Source organism: Sphingomonas sp. AP4-R1 (assembly GCF_013113735.1).
In the GTDB taxonomy this organism is placed as follows: Bacteria; Pseudomonadota; Alphaproteobacteria; order Sphingomonadales; family Sphingomonadaceae; genus Sphingomonas_I.
The window spans coordinates 1,736,215-1,755,275 of the sequence record NZ_CP053346.1 but is presented as its reverse complement, the minus strand read 5'-3'; the positions used below and the strand labels follow the sequence as shown (position 1 = coordinate 1,755,275).

Sequence of the window (19,061 nt, the reverse complement as noted above, 5' to 3'; positions counted from 1 at the left end):
CATCAGGCCGCTTCCCCCGGCCAGCGGCATCGCCCCGATGGCCCCGGTTCATCCCCGCATCGTCATCCCCGAAAAACCACCCCGCCCGGCACACGCTCCCGCCAAGGCGCGCCGCCGTCAAACGGATCCGCTCCCGCGGAACCGACGCAACGGACCCGGTAGGCGCGCGCCGATCCTCTGATACACTCGGGCCAGCATGACCTTTCTCGAAAGCCTGCTCCTGCTGGTCGGCGTCGCCACCCTGCTGCTGCAGGTCGCACGGCGCCTGTGCCTGCCGTATCCCAGCATGCTGGCGGCGGCCGGCGTGGCGGTGGCGATGATCCCGGGCGCACCCTCCATCCCGATCGCGCCCGAAACCGCGCTGGCGCTCTTCATCGCGCCCGTGCTGGTGGACGCCGCTTACGATTTTCCGATCGGGGCCGCGCGCAGGATGCTGCTGCCGCTGATCGTCTATGCGGTAATCGCGGTGCTGGTCACGGCGTTCCTCGTCGCATGGATCGGCGTGCAGATGGTGGCCCTGCCCTTCGCCGCCGCCTTGGCGCTGGGCGCGATCGTCGCCCCGCCCGATGCCGCCGCCGCCACCGCCGTCCTCTCCAACCTGCCCGTCGCGCGCCGGATCGAGGCGGTGCTGAAGGGCGAGAGCCTGTTCAACGATGCCAGCGCGCTGATGCTGTTCACCGCCGCCGTCACGATCCAGTCGCGCGGCGGGCTGGACGGAGCGACCGCGCTGCGTCTCACGCTGGCGGCGCCCGGCGGCATCCTGTTCGGTATCCTGTTCGGCCTCGTCACCCGCCGCGTGATGCCGCTGGTGGAAAAGACGAACGGCGGCATCCTGCTCCAGTTCGTCTATGCGTTCCTCGTCTGGATCGTGGCGGAGCGGCTGCATCTGTCGGCCGTGCTGGCCACCGTCGCCAGCGCGATGACGATCGCCGCCTCGGTCGACGAGCGGGACAGTCCGCGCATGCGCGTCCACGCCTTCGCGGTGTGGACCACGGTGGTGTTCCTGTCGAACGTGCTGGCCTTCCTGCTGATGGGGATGCAGGCGCGCACCATCTTCACCGCGATGGACCCGACCGATCTGTGGCGCGCCGCGCGCTTCGCGGGCGTGGTGGTGGTGGGCGTGATCGGCGCGCGGCTGGCGGTCGCCTTCTGCTACCGCGCCTATATCGTCGCCCGCTACCGGAGCCATGGCGGCACCCCGCCGTTGCGGCCGAGCGAGACCTTCCTGATCGGCTGGACGGGCATGCGCGGTCTGGTGACGCTCGCCACCGCCTTCGCGCTGCCCGAGGATTTCCCCCAGCGGAACATGATCGTGCTGACCGCCTTCGCGGTGGTGCTGGCCACGCTCGTGATCCAGGGCGTCACGCTGGCGCCGATGATCCGCTGGTTCAACCTCAATCGCGAGGATGAGGCGCAGGCCGAACTGGACCATGCCCGCGCCCTTCTGGCCGAGGCGGCGCTCGATCGGCTGAAGGACGAGAAAGGCGGAGCCGCCGACGCCCTGCGCGAGGCCTATCGCGAGGCGCGCGACGCGGCGCGATCGCCCGATGCGCGCGGACCGCTGACGGAGCGCAACGCGCTGGCGACGGCGGCCGCGCTGGCCGAGCGGCGGCGGCTGGACGAACTCCGCGCCAGCTTTCAGGTGGGGCCGGAGGCCTATCTCCTGCTGCAGGAGGATCTGGACTGGAAGCAGATCGCCGCGATGGGCGACGAGGATCGCCGGATCGACGAAAGCTGACGGCTAGCGCGGATCGACACTCGGATAATGTGCAGGAATGAACTGGGCATCATTCCAGACTGTCATGCTGAACTCGTTTCAGCATCCATGACCTGCCGGGTCGGCCTGGCTCGACGATCGGGTCATGGACCCTGAAACGAATTCAGGGTGACGGTTTCTTGAACCGGCGACATCCAGCGGCTGAATGTCGATCGGCGCTGAGGACGATGTCAGTTCCGGCTGCGAACCAGTCGCCAGCGGGACTCGCCCGAATCCGGCCGGCACTCCCTCGCCACCACCGATTTCAGCATCCCGCCGATGCAGATCGCGCAGATGAGCCTGATCATGCCTGCCCCCAACGAACGCGCCGGCACCCCACGCCGGCCCTGGCCGAATATCGCGAATCCGCGAATGCCCGGTTAAGATCCGGGACAGATCCGCCGCCGGAAACCGGCTTCGGACACCCATGATTCCACCGATACCCCTATCCTATAGATCGTCCACGCCCCTTCCCGATGAAGAAAGCGGATTTATTGACGCTTTCCGTGGAAGCAGATCGCATCTCGGCTAGACTGGCCTCCTCCGCCCTTCCTTCTTCGAGAAACCGTCATGACCCTGATGCTGTCGCGCCGCACCCTGCTCACCCGCGCCGCCTGGGGCACGGCCGCGCTGGCGGCGGCTCCCCTCCGTGCGGCGGCCGGCACGCAGGTGGTGGTGATCGGCGGCGGGATCATCGGCGCGTCGATCGCCTATCATCTCGCCATGGCGGGCGCGCGCGTCACCGTGCTGGAGGCGGAGAAGCCGGCGGCAGGTGCCACGATGAACAGCTTCGCCTGGCTCAATGCGGGCAGCAAGCGCCCCCGCCCCTATCACATGCTGAACCTGCTCGGCATGATGGGCTGGCACCGGCTGCAGATGGAATTGGGCGTCACCACCTTGCCCGTCCAGTGGGGCGGCTGCGTCGACTGGACCGGGGACGCCGCCGATGCGCGCCGCGCCGCCGCCTCGGTGCATGCGCAGCAGGCGTGGGGCTATCCGATCCGCACGATCGAGGCGGACGAGATCGCCCGCCTGCTTCCCGGCGTCACGCCCGGCCCGGTCGCGGGCGCCACGTTCAGCGATGCCGAGGGCACGGTGAACCCCGTCGTCGCCACGCAAGCGCTGCTCAAGGCCGCCGCCGCGCGGGGCGCCAAGATCGACTATCCGGTGAAGGTGACCGGCTTCGAACAGAAAGACGGCCGCGTCGCCCGCGTGCTGACCGACAAGGGCGCGATCGCGGCCGACGCGGTGGTGATCGCAGGCGGCATGGGCTGTCAGCCGCTCGCCGCGATGCTGGGCGCGAACGTGCCGCTGGACTCGACCCCCGGCATCCTCGCCCACTCCGTCGCGCGCCCGATCGCGCTGACCCGCCTCGCTTTCGGCCCCGGCGCGAACATCAAGCAGACGGCCGACGGCGGCTTCGTGACCGGCGAGAATTTCGGCGTCAGCACGGTTCCCCCCACGCGCGAAGTGGGTGAGGCGCTGCTCGCCAAGGCCGCCACCTATGTCCCCGCCATCAAGGGCGCGAAGCTGGACAGGGTCACGCTCGGCCACCGCGTGCTGCCCAAGGACAGCTTCCCGATCGTCGGTCACCTGCCGGGCAGCGCCAACGCCTATGTCGCGGCGATGCACAGCGGCATGACGCAGGCCCCCCCTGATCGGCCAGCTCGCCGCGATCGAAGTGCTGGGCGGCCCCAAGGCGGACCTGCTGGAGACGTTCCGCCCCGAGCGGTTTGCGTAAAGTCAGGAAGCTCCCCTCCCTGGAAGGGAGGGGCTGGGGGTGGGTAGAGGCAGGCGATACCTGCGCCTCAAGAGCACCCGTTGCGACAAGGCCACCCCAACAAGCGGGTCGCTCGCGAGCACCCACCCACCCCCGGCCCCTCCCTTCCAGGGAGGGGTGAGGAACGCCTATCGCACCGCCGCCATCAGGAATTCCACATTCCCCTCGGGCCCGGTGATCGGGCTCGGCTCGATCCCCGCGACCGTCCAGCCCTTGCCCTCGATCCACGCCCGCGCCTCCTCGCACACGCGCGCATGGATCGCCGGATCGCGGACGACGCCGCCCTTGCCCACTTCCTCGCGCCCCGCCTCGAACTGCGGCTTGATCAAAGCCACCAGCCGCGCCTCCGGCCCCGCAAAGTCCAGCGGCCGCTCCAGCACCTTCGACAAGGCGATGAAGCTCGCATCGCAGACGAGGATGTCGATCGGCTCCGGCACCTGCTCCGCCGTCAGCGCCCGCGCATTGGTCTTCTCGTGCACGATCACGCGCGGATCCTGCCGCAGCTTCCACGCCAGCTGGTTCGTGCCGACATCGATCGCATAGACCTTCGCGGCCCCGCGCGTGAGCAGCACGTCGGTAAAGCCGCCCGTCGAGGATCCCACGTCCATCGCCACCGCGCCGGTCACGTCCCAGCCGAAATGCCCCAGCGCATGATCCAGCTTGATCCCCCCGCGCGACACCCACGGATGATCGCGCCCGCGCACGTCCAGCGGCACGTCGTCGGCGATCTGGTCGCCCGCCTTGGCGATCTTGCGCTCGCCCGCATAGACCAGACCCGCGAGGATCAAAGCCTGCGCGCGGCTGCGGCTTTCGACGAGGCCTCGATCGACGAGCAGTTGATCGGCACGGAGTTTCTTGGGAGCAGTCACGGGAGCCGGTAATAGTCCGCGACCCGGTCGAGCGCCATCAGCAGCACGAGCTTGCCTGCGCGCTTGGGCCAGCCGAGCGCGGCCTCGGCCGCCTCCAGCCCCGCCCCGTCGCACACGACGCGCCAGAGAATGTCGGCCAGCCCCTTGCCGGCCGCCGCGATCGCCTCGTCGAAGCGGCGCTTGGCGGCGATGCCCGCGAGCGTGGGATCGAGCGGCGCCTCCGCCCCACGCGCGCCGCGCGCCACCGGCGCGGGATCCCAGCGCATCGTGACGCGGGGGCCGAGCTGGGCCATCGTCCAGTCCGCGCGCAGCCGCTCGCCCGCATCGAACTGGCGCGTGGAGACGAGCCCGCGCGCATGCAGCCAGCCGAGCGGCGATTCGGCAAGGTTCACGGTCACGCTGCGCCGGGCGCGACCAGCCCCACCTGGCCGCATGCCGTCCGGATCGGGCAGCGAGCGCTCCACGAGCAAACGCCCCGGCCGTGCCATCTTCGTCGCCGCCATGTCCTGCCGTGCGCCCTCGCTCGCCATCGACTCGTCTCCTTCGATCGGATGCCTGGCGCTTGCCATGACGGCGATCCTGTAGGAAAGAGAAGAACCGATCTGGTTCACGACCGGCAACTCAAGGGGTTCGTCATGATCACCTGCATCCGCGAGATCCGCCGCGCCAAGGGCATGACGCTGCTGGACGTGGCCGAGCGCTGCGCGCCGCCCACCACCGCGCAGACGATCGGCCGGCTGGAGATGGGCACGCGCACCGTCTCGGTCGGATGGCTCAACCGGATCGCCGATGCGCTGGGCGTCACCGCCGCCGATCTCGTCCGCCTGCCCGAGCGCGCCGATCTGCCGATCGTGGCCGATCTGGGGCTGGAGGGCGCGCGCGCTTTGTCGAAGCCGGTGCAACTGCCCTTGCCCGAGGCCGAGCCCGGCATGGTGGCGGTGCGCGTGATCGAGAGCGTGGGCGATTATCGCGCGGGCGACGTGCTGTGGTGCGAGCGGATCGATCCGTCCCGCTTCGGCGAGGCGCTCAACCGCGACGTGATCGCCCCCCGCCCCGCCGGCCGCTTCGTCTTCGGCCGCGTGATCCAGCGCGAGGAGGGGCGGCTGTTGCTCCTGCCCCCCGCGAGCGGCGCGCGACAGACGGTGGTGGCCGATGCGGCCTGGCTCGGCGTCGTGCGGAGGCTGGTGCGCGAGGTGCGGTGAGGTCGGCTGGGGCCAGCAAGACCCTCGGCCGCCCGACACGGAATCCGCCGCCCGATCGCGCGCGCCGCTCGCCGCCGTGAACCTTTCCCGTTTTGTCGCGACTATGATGCGAAACGGAGATGGGCTTGAGCGACCGTACCGAACCTCTAAGCGATGCCGAAAACGAGCTTCTGATCGTTCGGTGTCAGCTGGGCGAGCCGGCGGCTTTTGTCGAGTTGATCCAGCAATGGTCGGGCAGGCTGCTGCATCATCTGCAGCGAACGGCGGGTCAGGACATGGCCGAGGATCTGGCGCAGGAGGTCTGGATCAGGGCGCTGCGCGGGATCCCGCGCCTGCGTGACGGGGCGAAGCTGCGCGCCTGGCTGTTCGGCATAGCGCATCATGTGGCGATCGACCGTCTGCGCCACCGTTATGCCGAAACGGCCATGCTTGCCGCCGTCGCCGATGTGCCCGCGGCTGAGCCTGACGCCGATGCCGAGACGCGCAGCCTGCTCTTGAACGCCGAGCTTGCGAGACTGCCGCTCGTCGAGCGGGAGGCGCTGACATTATTCTATCTGGAAGGGCTCAGCCTCGCCGAGCTGGCCGATGTGCAGGCCGTGCCGATCGGCACCGCGAAATCGCGGCTGTTCCGGGCGCGCCAGATGCTCCGTGATTCGATGACCAAAGGGGACCAGGATGCGTGATCAACCCAACCAGCTCGGCGCCCTCATGTCGATCGCCGAGAACCAGCTGTCGTTCCGCGCGAAGGCCGGCCACCTGACGCTGCTGATCGTGACGATAGCGGCCATCGCCGCGCTCGTCTCGCTCCTGCTGACCGAGCCCGATCTGCCGGGCAGAACCTTTTGGGCGATGGTCACTCTCGTGATCACGAACCTCGCCTGGGCGGGATATGCCGGCTGGATATTGTGCTTTCGGCGCACGATGCTGTCCCGTCACCGCGTCATCGCCGGCTGGATCGCGGTCGCCGCGTCCACGCTCTTCACGCTTGGCTCGGCCGCGATCGGCGTGATGTCGGAGGTGCCGGCCGCCGATCTTGCGGCGCTGATCGGCCTCGCCCTGATCGCCGCCGCGACAGGATTGCTGATCCGCGCGAGCCGGCAATATGCGGCGCTGCAACGGCGGCGAGCCCAGCTGACGGCCAGCATACGGGATGGCGGCTGAGCGTCTTATGGCGTGCGCCCAAACCGCTCCTCCGCAAGCGGGAGAGCGCTATCCGGAATGCCCGCAACCGGGGCGAGAGCCGCTGGCACGCTTGGCCGTTACAAATGTCTGGCAACATCCATGCGCTGGTGCAGGACACGGACGACAGCGATGCCAAATCCGGTTGGCCGGAAATAGATGACGTGCTGCCCGATACCGCGCCGTCGATAGCCGGGCCGGATGTGGGAGCAGTCCTGTGCATGCTGCGGGGCTTCGGCGAGGTCCGCACAGGCGGCCTCGATAAGGTCCGTATAGCGCATCGCCTGCGCCAGCCCCCAATGATGGGCGGTGTAGTCGAACACGGCCTCCAGATCGCGCTGCGCCCTTGGGCTCAGCCGATAGTCAGCCATATTGCGCGGCCTTGCGCCGCTTGAACGCCGCGAAGTCGAACCGCTCCGGCTCGCCGCTCTGCTCGCCGTCGATCAGCGCGTGACGGATGCTCTCGATCTCGGCGCTCCGCTCCTGCTCGCGGCGGATCAGATCGCGGATGGCCTCGCTGTCGTTGGTGTAATGGCCCGCTTCGATCTGGGCAGCGATCCACGCATTCTGCTGCTCCGTCAGCGTGATCGTCTTCCTAACGGTCGCCATGTCCATCTCTCACACGATCATACTATTGGTGCGGAATATCACATCCTGCCTGCCCCAAGAAGCGGCGGCGCGACCCTGCGACCGGCGCGGCTCGCATCATCCCTGCCCGCCGATCGCCTCCGCCACCGCCCCCATCAGGAAGTCCCGAAACACCGACACGGCGGGACGCAGGCGCGCGCCTGCCGGTCGCACCGCATAGATCCCCGTCTCATGGCGGCCCGTCAGCGCGGGCAGGATGCGCACGAGGCGCCCGGCGGCGAGATCGGCCTGCACGTCCCACAGCGAGCGCAAGGCGATGCCCACCCCCGCCAGCGCCAGTTCGCGCACCACCTCGCTGCTGTTCGTCTCCACCGCGCTGGCGGCGCTCACCACCTCTTCGCCCCCGGCCCCGCTCAGCCGCCACGGCATCTGGCCGCGTGCGGCGAGCAGGCGGTGGCGCGCCAGTTCCTCCAGCGTGGCGGGCGCGCCGTGGGCGTCGAGATAAGCGGGCGCCGCACACAGGACGCGCGGGCTGTCGCCGATCCGGTCGCTGGCGAAATGCGGATCGGGCGCGGCGGTGATGCGCACGGCGATGTCGATCCGCTCCGCCGCCAGATCGACGAAGCCGTCCGACAGATCCAGCGACAGGTCGATCGCGGGATAGGCATCGAGAAACGGCTTCAGATGCGGCGCGATATGGAGGCGGCCGAACGAGGTGGGCGCCGTCACCGCCAAGGGCCCGGAGGGGAATGCGTCGAGCCGCTTCACGCGCGCCTCGGCCTCGGCGGCGGCGGCGAGGATCGCCAGCACGTCGGCATGGAAGCGCGCCCCGGCGGCGGTGAGCGTCAGACGGCGGGTGGATCGCGCGATCAGCTGCGCGCCCAGCCTTTCCTCCAGATCGGACAGGCGTTTCGACACCCAGGACGGTGAAACACCCAGAGCCCGCCCCGCGCCGGAGAGGCTACCGGCCTCGACGATGCGCGCGAACAGGGCATAGTCGCGATCCATTCGTTCCTCTCAGGCACAACTGCTTTCAGATTTTACGATCTAGTGGGGTAATGAAGGCCGCGCTAGACCTTCCCGGGCCGGGACTCGGGCGAGAAGGATGTGACGATGATCGAGAGAGCAGGGCTGCGGATCGACGAGGATCTGGTCCGTTTCATCGAGGAACAGGCGCTACCGGGCACGGGCGTCACCTCCGCCGCCTTCTGGGCGGGGATGGCGGACATCTTCGCCCGCTTCGCCCCCGAGAATCGCCGCCTGCTGGCCAAGCGCGACGATCTGCAGGCGCGGATCGACGCCTGGCATCAGGCGCAGGCGGGCCGGCCGTTCGACGCCGCCGCCTATCAGGCGTTCCTCCGCGAGATCGGCTATCTGGTCGAGGAGCCCGAGCCCTTCGCGATCACGACCGACAATGTCGATGCGGAGGTCGGCCAGCTGGCCGGACCGCAGCTGGTCGTCCCCGTCCTCAATGCGCGCTTCCTGCTGAATGCGGCCAATGCGCGCTGGGGCAGCCTCTATGATGCGCTCTACGGCACGGATGCGCTGCCGGGCACGGCGACGCCCGGCGGCTATGACACGGCGCGCGGCGCGCAGGTGATCGCCTGGGCCAGGGCTTTCCTCGATCGCGCCGTCCCGCTGGCGGACGGACGCTGGGCGGACTTTGCCGGCGGCGATCCGGTTCTGGCCGATCCGGCGCAGCTGGTCGGCCGCGCGGGCGACAACCTGCTGCTGCGCCACCACGGCCTGCATATCGAGATCGTGATCGATCGCGCGCATCCGATCGGGCGCGACGATCCCGCCGGCATCGCCGATGTCGTGCTGGAGGCGGCACTCTCCACGATCGTCGATCTCGAGGATTCGGTCGCGGCGGTCGACGGCGCGGACAAGGTCGCGGCCTATGCCAACTGGCTGGGCCTGATGCGCGGCGATCTGGAGGCCAGCTTCCAGAAAGGCGGCAGGACGCTCACGCGCCGGCTGGAGGAAGACCGCGCCTACACCGCGCCCGACGGCACCGGCTTCACGCTGCCGGGCCGCAGCCTGCTGTTCATCCGCAATGTCGGCCATCTGATGACGACCCCCGCCATCCTGCTGCCCGATGGCCATCAGGCGCCCGAAGGCATCCTCGACGGCATCATGACGAGCCTGATCGCGCTGCACGATCTGCGCGGCGATGGCCGCTTCGCGAACAGCCGCGCGGGATCGATCTACATCGTGAAGCCCAAGATGCACGGGCCCGAGGAAGTCGCATTCACGAACGCCCTGTTCGATGCGATCGAGGATCTGCTGGGCCTCCCCCGCCACACGATCAAGGTCGGCGTGATGGACGAGGAGCGCCGCACCTCCGCCAATCTCGCCGCCTGCATCGCGGCGGTGAAGGACCGGATCGTGTTCATCAATACCGGCTTCCTCGATCGCACGGGTGACGAGATGCACACGTCGATGCGCGCGGGCGCGATGATGCGGAAGGGCGACATGAAAACGTCCGACTGGATCCGCGCCTACGAGAATCGCAACGTCCAGATCGGGCTCGCCTGCGGGCTTTCGGGCAAGGCGCAGATCGGCAAGGGCATGTGGGCCGCGCCGGACCGGATGGCGGACATGCTGGCGCAGAAGATCGGCCATCCGAACACGGGCGCGAACACCGCCTGGGTCCCCTCGCCCACCGCCGCCACGCTGCACGCGACGCACTATCACGATGTCGACGTCTTCGCCCGGCGCGCGGAGCGGCGCGCAGAGCCGGTCGACAGCCTCGATGCGCTGCTGACGATCCCGCTGGCGGGCGGGGTCAACTGGGCGCCCGAAGAAGTGCGAGACGAGCTGGACAACAATGCCCAGGGCATTCTCGGCTATGTCGTGCGCTGGATCGATCAGGGGGTCGGCTGCTCGAAGGTGCCCGACATCCACGATATCGGCCTGATGGAGGATCGCGCGACGCTCCGTATCTCGTCCCAGCATATCGCCAACTGGCTGCTGCACGGCGTCGCCACGCCCGAGGAGGCGGATGCGGCGCTCCGGCGGATGGCGGCGCGGGTCGACGCGCAGAATGCGGGCGATCCGCTCTACCAGCCGATGGCGGGGCGCGAAGAGGAGAGCCTCGCGTTCCAGGCGGCGCGCGCTCTGGTGTTCGAAGGCGTGGAGCAGCCGAACGGCTATACCGAGCCCCTGCTGCACGCCTTCCGCCTGAAGGAAAAGGCGCTGGCGGGCTGAGGTCGCCAAATCCTCTCCACCGTTTGCACTGAGCTTGTCGAAGTGCTGCCCTTCTCTCTACCCAACGGGTGAAGAAGAAGGACGGTGCTTCGACAGGCTCAGCACGAACGGAATCTGGCAGGTCCGCGCGAGAGCCGCTTCGGTCGATTCCGGATCTTTCCGGCGCTTCCGCAGCCGGGAAGCCACACAGCCGCCTACATAGCTGTGGAGAGACGGTCCGCGGCGGTTGCGCGTCGCGCGCTTCCGTCCCATCTAGCCCCTCGACCAAGGAGCAACCAATGCAGACCGAAAACCGCCTGTTCGAGGATTTCGTGAAGATGGCGAACGGCGTCGCCGGCACCTTCGCCGGCATGGCCCGCGAGGGCGAGGCCGGCGCGAAGGAAAAGCTGAAGGGCTGGCTCGGCGGCATGGACTTCGTCAGCCGCGAGGAATTCGAGGCGGTGAAGGCGATGGCGGCCGCCGCGCGCGACGAGGTGGAGGCGCTCCGCGCCGAAATCGCCGCGCTCAAGGCCGCGCCCGCGCCCAAATCGCGCGGCAAGGGCACCGACAATCCCCCACCTGTCCAGGATTGATTCCCGGACTATCCACAGCTTTATGCCCACGTGCGCGTGGGCATGCTTGCACAATGACAGGCGGCCGCTAACCCTCGGCGGAACCGGAGGGCGGGAACACGATGATAGCGGACGAATATGAGGCCGACCGCGACGGCGGCGGCGCCATCGATACGCTGGAACAATATTGCGAGGCCCACGGCTGGACGTTCGAGCGTCTCGGCGATGATGAGCTGATCGCGAACGTTCAGGGCAGCTGGGCCAAATATGAGCTGCGCGGCGTGTGGCGCGAGGAAGATCGCGTCCTCCAGATCCTGACCCTGCCGGATATCCGCGTGCCCGCCGATCGCCGCACCGCCGTCTATGAGACGATCGGGCTGGTGAACGAGCAGCTCTGGATTGGCCATTTCGAGCTGTGGTCGGCCAGCGGCATCCTGCTGTTCCGCCACGGCGCGCTGCTCGACACCTCGAACGAGGCGGCCTTGTCGCTCGATCAGTGCGAGACGCTGATCGAGGCCGCGATCGAGGAGTGCGAGCGCTTCTATCCCGTCTTCCAGTTCGTGCTGTGGGGCGGAAAGTCGCCCACCGAGGCGATCGCCGCCGCGCTGATCGAAACGCACGGCGAGGCCTGAGGCGCAGATGGCCGCGATCGAAGAGACATTTCCGATCGAAGGGCCTGTCTGGTTCGTCGGCTGCGGCAATATGGGCGGGGCGATGCTCCGCCGCTGGCTGGATGCCGGGCTCGATCCCGCGCGCGTCACCGTCATCCGCAAATCGGGCGAGGCGATCGCACCCGGCGTAACCGTGCTGACGGCTCCGCCCGCCGACGGCGCCGTGCCCGCTCTGGTGGTGCTGGGCGTGAAGCCGCAGGTGCTGGATCTGGTCGTGCCCGATCTGGCGCCGGTGCTGGACCGGGCGACCTTGCTCGTCTCGATGCTTGCGGGCGTCGAGACGGAGGCTTTGCGCCGCCGCTTCCCCGCCCCCCATGCGATTCTACGCGTGATGCCCAATACGCCGATCGCGATCGGCCGGGGCGTGATCGCGCTGCATGGCGAGGGGCTGGACGCCGCCGCCCGCGCGCGGGCCGAGGCGCTGATGGCGCCGCTCGGCCGCGCCGAATGGGTGGATGAGCGGCTGTTCGATGTGGTGACGGCGATGGCGGGCTCCGGCCCGGCCTTCCTGTTCCGCTTCGTCGATGCGCTGGCCGCCGCCGGCGCCGATGCCGGGCTGGATGCCGATCAGGCCGCGCGCCTCGCGCTCGCCACGGTCGGCGGCGCCGCCGCGCTCGCGCAGGGCAGCCCCGAAAGCCCCGCCGCGCTCGCCGATCGCGTCGCCAGCAAGGGCGGCAGCACGCGCGCCGGGCTTGATGTGCTGGACGAGCCCAGCGCGCTGCGCGCGCTGATGCGCGATACGATCGACGCGGCGATCCTGCGCAATCGCGAAATGGCCGCCGCCGCGCGATGATCCGGGCGAGCGATCCCGCGCGCCTCCATCGCATCGCCAAGGTGGTGCTGACCATCGCTCTCGTGGCGTTCGGCCTGTGGATCGGCGGCACCTTCCTGCCCGCTCTGGTCTGGGCCGGCATCATCGCCATCGCGATCGACCCGCTCTATCGCCGTGCCGAGATGCGCTGGCCGTGGGCGCGCGATCTCGCGCTCCCGCTGATCGGGACCACCCTGATCGCCTTGCTGGTGCTGGTGCCGCTGGCGATGGGCGCGGTCGAGGCGGCACGCGAGGCCAAATATCTGTTCGCCTGGCTGGCGGACGCGCAGGAAAACGGCCTGCCCGAGCCGCAATGGCTGGCGCGCGTGCCGCTCTTCTCCGATCAGGTGACCGCCTGGTGGCACGACAACCTCGCCACGCCGGAGGCGGCGGGCGAGCAGTTTCACCGGCTCCGCAGCAAGGTGCTGATCGAACAGTCGCAATTGCTGGGCAAGGGGCTGATCCTGCGCAGCGTGATCTTCGGCTTCACGCTCATGTCGCTGTTCTTCGTGCTGCGTGATCGCGACAAGATCGTCGCCCAATTCTCCCGCGCCGGCGAACGGCTGCTGGGCCCGGCGGGCCGGCGGTTGGGCGGTCAGGTGATCCTGTCCGTACGCGGCACGATCGACGGGCTGGTGCTGGTGGGCATTGGCGAGGGCGTGGCGATGGTGGTGGTCTATGTCGCGTGCGGCGTGCCCCATCCCCTGCTGTTCGGCGCTGTCACGGCGGTCGCGGCGATGATCCCGTTCGGCGCGGCCGCGATCTTCCTCGTCACGGGCGCGCTGCTGGTAGGCCAGGGCGCGGTCGGTACGGCGATCATCCTGTTCGCGATCGGCATGGGTGTGGTGTTCGTGGCCGATCATTTCATCCGCCCCGTGCTGATCGGCGGCGCGACCAAGCTGCCCTTCCTGTTCGTGCTGATCGGCATCCTCGGCGGCGTCGAGATGCTGGGCCTGCTCGGCCTGTTCGTGGGCCCCGCGACGATGGCGGTGCTGATCATGCTCTGGCGCGATTATGTGGGGGCCGGCGCGAGGGGGGAGTGAGGCGGCCCCTTCGATGCGATGCCTTTTAAGCCCCTCCCGCCTGCGGGAGGTGTTTGGGGTGGGCAGAAAGGTAAGGCCAAGCTCGCTCCGCTCGCGCCCACCCCCGGCCCCTCCCGCAAGCGGGAGGGGAGATCACGAAGCTCCGCTCACCGCGACACCTCCACCACATGGGTCGCCAGCCGCGCCACCTCCTGCTGGCTGTGGCTCACATACAGGATCGGCAGGCGCATCTCGTCGCGGATCCGCTCGATCAGCCCCATGATCTCGTCGGCGCGCGCGCGGTCCAGCGCCACCAAAGGCTCGTCCATCAGCAGGAAGCGCGGGCCGGACAGCAACGCCCGCCCGATCGCCACGCGCTGCGCCTCGCCCCCCGACAAGGTCGCCGGCCGCCGATCCAGCAGAGACGCGATGCCGAGGAAATCCGCCACCTCCTCCAGCGACATCAGCCTCCCGCCCTCGCGCCGCCCGTAAGCGAGATTGGCGCGCACGTTCATGTGCGGAAACAGCCGCCGGTCCTGAAACACATAGCCCGCGCGCCGCGCCTCGGGCGGCAGGTCCACGCCGTCGCCGAACAATGTCTCCCCCGCCACCACGATCCGGCCCGCATCGGGCGTCAGCAGCCCCGCCACCATGTTGAGCAGGCTCGTCTTGCCGCAACCGGATGGCCCGAACAAAGCCGTCAGCCCCGGCCCGGACGAAAAGGCCAGGCGGATCTCCGCCTCCCCGATCCGCCGCCGGACGTCGATCTCAAAGGACATGCGCGCGCGATCCCGAACGACGGATCATCAGCTCGGACGCGACCAGCGCCCCCAGCGACAGGATCACCGAGATGATCGCCAGATGCAGCACCCGGTCCTCGCCGCCCGGCATCTGCATCGCGCTGTAGATGGCGATCGGCAGCGTGTTGGTTTCGCCCGGAATGTTCGACACGAAGCTGATCGTCGCGCCGAACTCCCCCAGCGAACGCGCGAAGCCCAGCACCAGCGCCGCCAGCACGCCCGGCAGCGCGAGCGGCAGGCTGATCGTGCGGAACACGCGCGCGCGCCCTGCGCCCAGCGTGCGCGCGGCCTCCTCCAGCCGGGGATCGATCGCCTCGATCGAAAGCCGGATCGCGCGCACCATCAGCGGCAGTGCCATCACCGCCGCCGCGATCACCGCGCCCGTCCAGCGGAACATCACCGTCACGCCGAACCAGCGCTCCAGCAGGCTCCCGATCGGCCCCATCCGCCCGAACAGCAGCAGCAACGCCCAGCCCGTCACCACCGGCGGCAGCACGAGCGGCAGATGCACGATCGCATCGACGATCACGCGCCCGGGAAAGCGCCCCCGCGCGAGCAGCCAGGCCAGCGCGAAGGCGACGGGCAGCACCAGCACCACCGCCACGATCGCGACCCTGAGCGAAAGGAGGACGATGCCCGTATCCTCGGCGGTCATGTCCCGCCCCGGACCGCTCTCACGCGCCCCACTTCAAACCCGTTCGTGCTGAGCCTGTCGAAGCACCGTCCTTCTGACTCGGAAAAGAAGAACGGCACTTCGACAGGCTCAGTGCGAACGGGAAAAGATGAAACGGATGGGTGCCTCACTTCACCCCGAAGCCGTACTGGTGGAAGATCACCTTGGCCGGACGCGAGGCGAGGAAGCGCAGGAACAGGGTCGCCTCCGGGCTCTTCGAGGTCGCCAGCAACGCCGCCGGATAGACGATCGGCGCGTGGCTCGCCTCGGGGAAGGTGCCGACCACCTTCACCTTGTCCGAAGCCATCGCATCCGTGAGATAGACGATGCCGTAAGGCGCCTCGCCGCTTTCCACCAGAGCCAGCGCCGCGCGCACATTCTCCGCGCGCGCCACCTTGGGCGCCACCGCGGTCCACACCCCGAGCTTCGTCAGCGCCTCGCGCCCGTAGAGCCCGGCCGGCACCGCATCGGGATCGGCCATGGCCAGCCGGTCGCTGCCCAGCGCGATCGCGAGCGGAAAGCCCTTGCGGATCGGCATCGGCCGCGTGCCGCCGGCGGGCGCGATCAGGACGAGCTGGTTGGTCAGCAGATCGACGCGCGTGCCGGGCGCGATCAGCTGGCGCTGCTCGACATAATCCATCCAGGGGATGTCCGCCGACACGAACAGATCGGCCGGCGCCCCCGCCGCGATCTGCCGCGCCAGCGCAGAGGAGGCGGCGAAGGACAAGGTCGGCCGCTCATGCCCGGCCTTGGCCCAGGCATCGGCGGCGGCGTTCAGCGATTCCTGCAGGCTGGCGGCGGCCAGCACCAGCGGCGGCGCGGCCACCGCCGCGTTCGCGAAGCCGAGGAACAGGAGGAGGGAGAGAAGGATCCGGCGCATGATGCTCCCCTTTAAGGCCGCCACCCTTTATGCGCGAGCGGATACGGACATGACAATCAGGACCGCCTTTCCGCCCAGCGTGGCGCCCGACGCCCGCCTGCTCATCCTCGGCAGCCTGCCGGGCGAGGAATCGCTGCGGCAGGGCCGCTATTATGCCCATCCCGGCAATGCCTTCTGGTGGCTGGTGGGCGAGGTGATCGGGGAGGATTTGCCGGGTCTGCCATACGAGACGCGGCTGGAGCGGTTGCGCGCGCACCGGATCGGCCTGTGGGACGTGATCGCCAGCGCCCGGCGCGAGGGCAGCCTCGATCAGGCGATCCGCGAGGCGGAACTGCGCGACCTTGCGGGGTTCGTGCGCGGCCTGCCGGATCTGGCGGCGGTGGCATTCAACGGCGCGACATCCGCGAAGCACGGGCGGCGGCAACTGGCGGGCGTGACAGGGTTGGCGCTCGTGGATCTCCCCTCGTCCAGCGCGGCGCATGCGGGCATGTCGCGCGCGGCGAAGCGCGAGAAATGGCTGGGATTGCGGGACTTCCTCTGACCGCTCCTTCCGTTCGTCCCGAGCGAAGTCGAGGGATCAGAGGGATCGAGCGCAGCCGAGAGCCCGCGCTATCTGTCCCGGCTTCTCGGCTGTGCTCGAAGTCTGCGAGTATCTCGACTACGCTCGATACAAACGGATCACGAAGGAGAGCGCACCCGCGCCGCACCTCAAATCCTGAGCGGCGGCCGGCTCCGGAAATGCTCGCGCCCGAGCCCATGCCCCATCGGCCCGTGGCCCGCGCCAAGCCCCGGCGCCGCCTCGATCGCGGAGCGCACGTAGAAGCGCGCGCGCGTGATCGCCGCCTCCGGCTCCAGCCCCGCGCCCAGGCCGGTCGCGATCGCGCTGGAGAGCGTGCAGCCCGTGCCATGCGTGTGCGGCGTCTCGATCCGGTCGCCGCTCCATTCTGCCACGGTGCCGTTCCAGCCGACCAGCCGGTCGGTCAAGCGCAGTCCCTCGGCATGGCCGCCCTTCACCAGAAACGCCGCCTGATGATCGCGCACCAGCCCGATCGCGGCCGCCACCTGCGCTCCCTCGTCCGGCAGCGCATCGGCACCGGCCAGAGCGGCCAGCTCAGGCAGATTGGGCGTCACCAGCACGGAAAGCCGCATCAGCCGGCCGAAGGCGGCGATCGTCGCCGGATCGGCCAGCACGGCGCCGCTGGAAGAGATCATCACCGGATCGAACACGATCGGCACGATCTCGCGCCCCTGAAACAAGGCCGTCAGCCGGTCCGCCACCGCGTCGGCCACCTCGGGCGATCCGATCATCCCGATCTTGATCGCGTCCACGCCGATGTCGGAGACGACCGCGTCGATCTGCGCCACCACCATCTCGGGCGACACCGGCGTCACCTGCGTCACGCCCAGCGTATTCTGCGCGGTCAGCGCGGTGATGGCGGTCAGCGCATGGCCGCCCAGCATCGTGATCGTCTTGATATCGGCCTGGATGCCCGCGCCACCGCCGCTGTCGGATCCGGCGATCGAGAGGATGCGCGGGATCGTCACCGCCGCCGCATCGCCTCGACCAGCAGCCAGGCCACGAAGGCGATCGCCCACACCTCGACGGCGAACAGGGCCAGCGCCACGCGGTCGCCGGCATGGCCGTTGATCATCTCGGCGATCACGCCACCCAGCGCGCCGAAAACGCCGACGCGGAACGCCGCCCGGATGCTCGCCGCCCGCATCACGCGGCCTTGCGAACCGCGTCGCAGATGCTGTCCACCACTTCGTCGACCAGGCGCGCATCCTCGCCCTCGGCCATCACGCGGATCAGCGGCTCGGTGCCGGACTTGCGGATGACGAGGCGGCCATTGCCGTCCAGCCTTTGTTCGGCGGCCGCGATCACGGCCTTCACTTTCTCGTCCTCCAGCGGCTGGCCGCCGGTGAAGCGCACATTCTTCAGCAGCTGGGGCAAAGGATCGAACTGGCGCAGCAGCCGGTGCGCGGGCTTGCCGGAAGAAACCAGCTCGGCCAGCACCTGCAAGGCCGCGATCAGGCCGTCGCCGGTCGTCGCATGATCGGCCAGCACGATATGGCCCGATTGCTCGCCGCCGACATTGTAGCCGCCAGCGCGCATCGCCTCCACCACGTAGCGGTCGCCCACCGGCGTCCGGTGCAGCGCGATCCCCTGCCCCCACAGAAAGCGTTCGAGCCCCAGATTGGACATGACGGTGGCGACGATGCCATCGCCCTTCAGCGCGCCCGCGCGCGCCTGCGACACGGCGATCAGCGCCATCAGCTGATCGCCATCCACCACCTGCCCCCGGTCGTCGACCACGATCAGGCGATCCGCGTCGCCATCCAGCGCGATGCCGATGTCCGCGCGCGTCTCCAGCACCTTGGCCTGCACCGCGCTCGGGTCGGTCGAGCCGACATGATCGTTGATGTTGACGCCGTTCGGGGACACGCCCAGCGCGATCACGTCCGCGCCCAGCTCCCACAGGGCCTCGGGCGCGACCTTGTAGGCGGCGCCGTTCGCGCAATCGACCACGATCCGCAGGCCGTCCAGCCGCAGATGATCCGGGAAGGTCGATTTGGCCGCCGCGATATAGCGGCCCTGCGCATCCTCGATCCGGCGCGCGCGGCCGATCTGCTCGGCGGGCGGCAGCGCCACGCGCCCGTCGATCGCGCGCTCGATCGCGGCCTCGGTGTCGTCGGAAAGCTTGTAGCCGTCCGGGCCGAACAGCTTGATGCCATTGTCCGCGAACGGATTGTGGCTGGCCGAGATCATCACGCCGATGTCCGCGCGCATCGATCGCGTCAGCATCGCCACGGCCGGCGTCGGCATCGGGCCGACCAGCACCACGTCCATGCCCACGCTGGTGAAGCCCGCCGTCAGCGCGCTCTCCATCATGTAGCCGGACAAGCGCGTATCCTTGCCGATCAGCACGCGGTGGCGATGCGTGCCGCGCATGAAGTGCGCGCCCGCCGCCTGACCCACGCGCATCGCGATCTCGGCGGTCATCGCGCCCTCGTTGGTGCGGCCGCGAATGCCGTCGGTGCCGAAATATTTGCGGGACATGTCGGTTT

The 19,061-nt window shown here is 69.2% G+C and carries 22 protein-coding genes; 11 read left to right on the top strand and 11 right to left on the bottom strand.

Translation table 11 applies throughout. The features are described from left to right. Positions 1 to 196 precede the first annotated feature (196 nt). Complete coding sequence (locus HL653_RS08360) at positions 197 to 1,738, top strand: sodium:proton antiporter (RefSeq protein ID WP_171744115.1); 1,542 nt, start codon at positions 197 to 199, stop codon at positions 1,736 to 1,738. A 588-nt stretch (positions 1,739 to 2,326) separates the two neighbouring features. Next, positions 2,327 to 3,544 carry an FAD-binding oxidoreductase gene (locus HL653_RS08355; protein ID WP_171744114.1) on the top strand — a complete coding sequence of 406 codons (1,218 nt, stop codon included), beginning with the start codon at positions 2,327 to 2,329 and terminating at the stop codon, positions 3,542 to 3,544. Between the two features lie 120 nt (positions 3,545 to 3,664). On the opposite strand, the gene HL653_RS08350 is transcribed toward HL653_RS08355, so the two are convergent. Further along, on the bottom strand, positions 3,665 to 4,405 hold the full coding sequence (locus HL653_RS08350; protein WP_171744113.1) for a TlyA family RNA methyltransferase: 741 nt from the start codon (positions 4,403 to 4,405) through the stop codon (positions 3,665 to 3,667). Beyond that, complete coding sequence (locus HL653_RS08345) at positions 4,402 to 4,839, bottom strand: DUF6456 domain-containing protein (RefSeq protein ID WP_171746855.1); 438 nt, start codon at positions 4,837 to 4,839, stop codon at positions 4,402 to 4,404. The genes HL653_RS08350 and HL653_RS08345 overlap by 4 nt, the downstream gene beginning before the upstream one ends. Before the next feature lie 201 nt (positions 4,840 to 5,040). Here HL653_RS08345 and HL653_RS08340 point away from each other — a divergent pair, with 201 nt between their 5' ends. The 3 genes from HL653_RS08340 (at position 5,041) to HL653_RS08330 (ending at position 6,768) form a co-directional block, all read left to right on the top strand. Further along, a complete protein-coding gene (locus tag HL653_RS08340; RefSeq protein WP_171744112.1) occupies positions 5,041 to 5,607 on the top strand; it encodes a helix-turn-helix domain-containing protein in 567 nt (188 codons plus the stop codon). A gap of 125 nt (positions 5,608 to 5,732) precedes the next feature. Further along, the gene (locus tag HL653_RS08335; protein ID WP_171744111.1) at positions 5,733 to 6,290 is read left to right on the top strand and encodes an RNA polymerase sigma factor; all 558 of its coding nucleotides are present in this window, start codon (positions 5,733 to 5,735) and stop codon (positions 6,288 to 6,290) included. Continuing rightward, on the top strand, positions 6,283 to 6,768 hold the full coding sequence (locus tag HL653_RS08330) for a hypothetical protein (RefSeq protein WP_171744110.1): 486 nt from the start codon (positions 6,283 to 6,285) through the stop codon (positions 6,766 to 6,768). The genes HL653_RS08335 and HL653_RS08330 overlap by 8 nt, the downstream gene beginning before the upstream one ends. Positions 6,769 to 6,866: 98 nt before the next feature. Here HL653_RS08330 and HL653_RS08325 read toward each other — a convergent pair whose 3' ends face one another. From HL653_RS08325 to HL653_RS08315, 3 genes are all read right to left on the bottom strand, one after another. Next, the gene (locus tag HL653_RS08325; protein ID WP_171744109.1) at positions 6,867 to 7,157 is read right to left on the bottom strand and encodes a type II toxin-antitoxin system RelE/ParE family toxin; all 291 of its coding nucleotides are present in this window, start codon (positions 7,155 to 7,157) and stop codon (positions 6,867 to 6,869) included. Next, a complete protein-coding gene (locus HL653_RS08320) occupies positions 7,150 to 7,395 on the bottom strand; it encodes a type II toxin-antitoxin system ParD family antitoxin (RefSeq protein WP_171744108.1) in 246 nt (81 codons plus the stop codon). Before HL653_RS08320 ends, HL653_RS08325 begins: the two co-directional genes overlap by 8 nt. A gap of 96 nt (positions 7,396 to 7,491) precedes the next feature. Further along, entirely contained in the window at positions 7,492 to 8,382 is an 891-nt protein-coding gene (locus HL653_RS08315) for a LysR family transcriptional regulator (RefSeq protein ID WP_171744107.1), read from the bottom strand. 105 nt (positions 8,383 to 8,487) lie between these two features. Here HL653_RS08315 and HL653_RS08310 point away from each other — a divergent pair, with 105 nt between their 5' ends. The 5 genes from HL653_RS08310 (at position 8,488) to HL653_RS08290 (ending at position 13,660) form a co-directional block, all read left to right on the top strand. Next, the gene (locus HL653_RS08310) at positions 8,488 to 10,584 is read left to right on the top strand and encodes a malate synthase G (protein ID WP_171744106.1); all 2,097 of its coding nucleotides are present in this window, start codon (positions 8,488 to 8,490) and stop codon (positions 10,582 to 10,584) included. A 278-nt stretch (positions 10,585 to 10,862) separates the two neighbouring features. Next, on the top strand, positions 10,863 to 11,156 hold the full coding sequence (locus HL653_RS08305) for an accessory factor UbiK family protein (protein WP_171744105.1): 294 nt from the start codon (positions 10,863 to 10,865) through the stop codon (positions 11,154 to 11,156). 101 nt (positions 11,157 to 11,257) lie between these two features. Continuing rightward, a complete protein-coding gene (locus tag HL653_RS08300; RefSeq protein ID WP_171744104.1) occupies positions 11,258 to 11,767 on the top strand; it encodes a YbjN domain-containing protein in 510 nt (169 codons plus the stop codon). A gap of 7 nt (positions 11,768 to 11,774) precedes the next feature. Beyond that, positions 11,775 to 12,599 (top strand): pyrroline-5-carboxylate reductase, encoded by an 825-nt coding sequence (gene proC, locus HL653_RS08295; protein WP_171744103.1) that lies wholly within the window; start codon positions 11,775 to 11,777, stop codon positions 12,597 to 12,599. Then, a complete protein-coding gene (locus HL653_RS08290; RefSeq protein WP_171744102.1) occupies positions 12,596 to 13,660 on the top strand; it encodes an AI-2E family transporter in 1,065 nt (354 codons plus the stop codon). Before proC ends, HL653_RS08290 begins: the two co-directional genes overlap by 4 nt. 146 nt (positions 13,661 to 13,806) lie before the next feature. On the opposite strand, the gene HL653_RS08285 is transcribed toward HL653_RS08290, so the two are convergent. From HL653_RS08285 to modA, 3 genes are all read right to left on the bottom strand, one after another. After that, positions 13,807 to 14,418, bottom strand: a complete 612-nt coding sequence (locus HL653_RS08285; protein ID WP_171744101.1) for an ATP-binding cassette domain-containing protein — start codon at positions 14,416 to 14,418, stop codon at positions 13,807 to 13,809. Next, a complete protein-coding gene (gene modB / locus HL653_RS08280; protein WP_171744100.1) occupies positions 14,408 to 15,094 on the bottom strand; it encodes a molybdate ABC transporter permease subunit in 687 nt (228 codons plus the stop codon). Before modB ends, HL653_RS08285 begins: the two co-directional genes overlap by 11 nt. 145 nt (positions 15,095 to 15,239) lie before the next feature. Continuing rightward, entirely contained in the window at positions 15,240 to 15,992 is a 753-nt protein-coding gene (gene modA, locus HL653_RS08275) for a molybdate ABC transporter substrate-binding protein (protein ID WP_171744099.1), read from the bottom strand. Between modA and HL653_RS08270 the strand changes: the two genes are divergently transcribed. Beyond that, positions 15,991 to 16,533 (top strand): DNA-deoxyinosine glycosylase, encoded by a 543-nt coding sequence (locus tag HL653_RS08270; protein WP_216599963.1) that lies wholly within the window; start codon positions 15,991 to 15,993, stop codon positions 16,531 to 16,533. The genes modA and HL653_RS08270 overlap by 2 nt on opposite strands. A 167-nt stretch (positions 16,534 to 16,700) precedes the next feature. Here the strand turns inward: HL653_RS08270 and thiD are convergent, their stop codons facing one another. Genes thiD through glmM form a run of 3 tightly spaced genes read right to left on the bottom strand, consistent with a single transcriptional unit; the run spans position 16,701 to position 19,053 of the window. Then, a complete protein-coding gene (thiD, locus tag HL653_RS08265; RefSeq protein WP_171744098.1) occupies positions 16,701 to 17,537 on the bottom strand; it encodes a bifunctional hydroxymethylpyrimidine kinase/phosphomethylpyrimidine kinase in 837 nt (278 codons plus the stop codon). Next, positions 17,534 to 17,716, bottom strand: a complete 183-nt coding sequence (locus HL653_RS08260) for a hypothetical protein (protein WP_171744097.1) — start codon at positions 17,714 to 17,716, stop codon at positions 17,534 to 17,536. The genes thiD and HL653_RS08260 overlap by 4 nt, the downstream gene beginning before the upstream one ends. After that, positions 17,716 to 19,053 carry a phosphoglucosamine mutase gene (gene glmM, locus HL653_RS08255; RefSeq protein ID WP_171744096.1) on the bottom strand — a complete coding sequence of 446 codons (1,338 nt, stop codon included), beginning with the start codon at positions 19,051 to 19,053 and terminating at the stop codon, positions 17,716 to 17,718. Before glmM ends, HL653_RS08260 begins: the two co-directional genes overlap by 1 nt. Between the last annotated feature and the right edge of the window lie 8 nt (positions 19,054 to 19,061).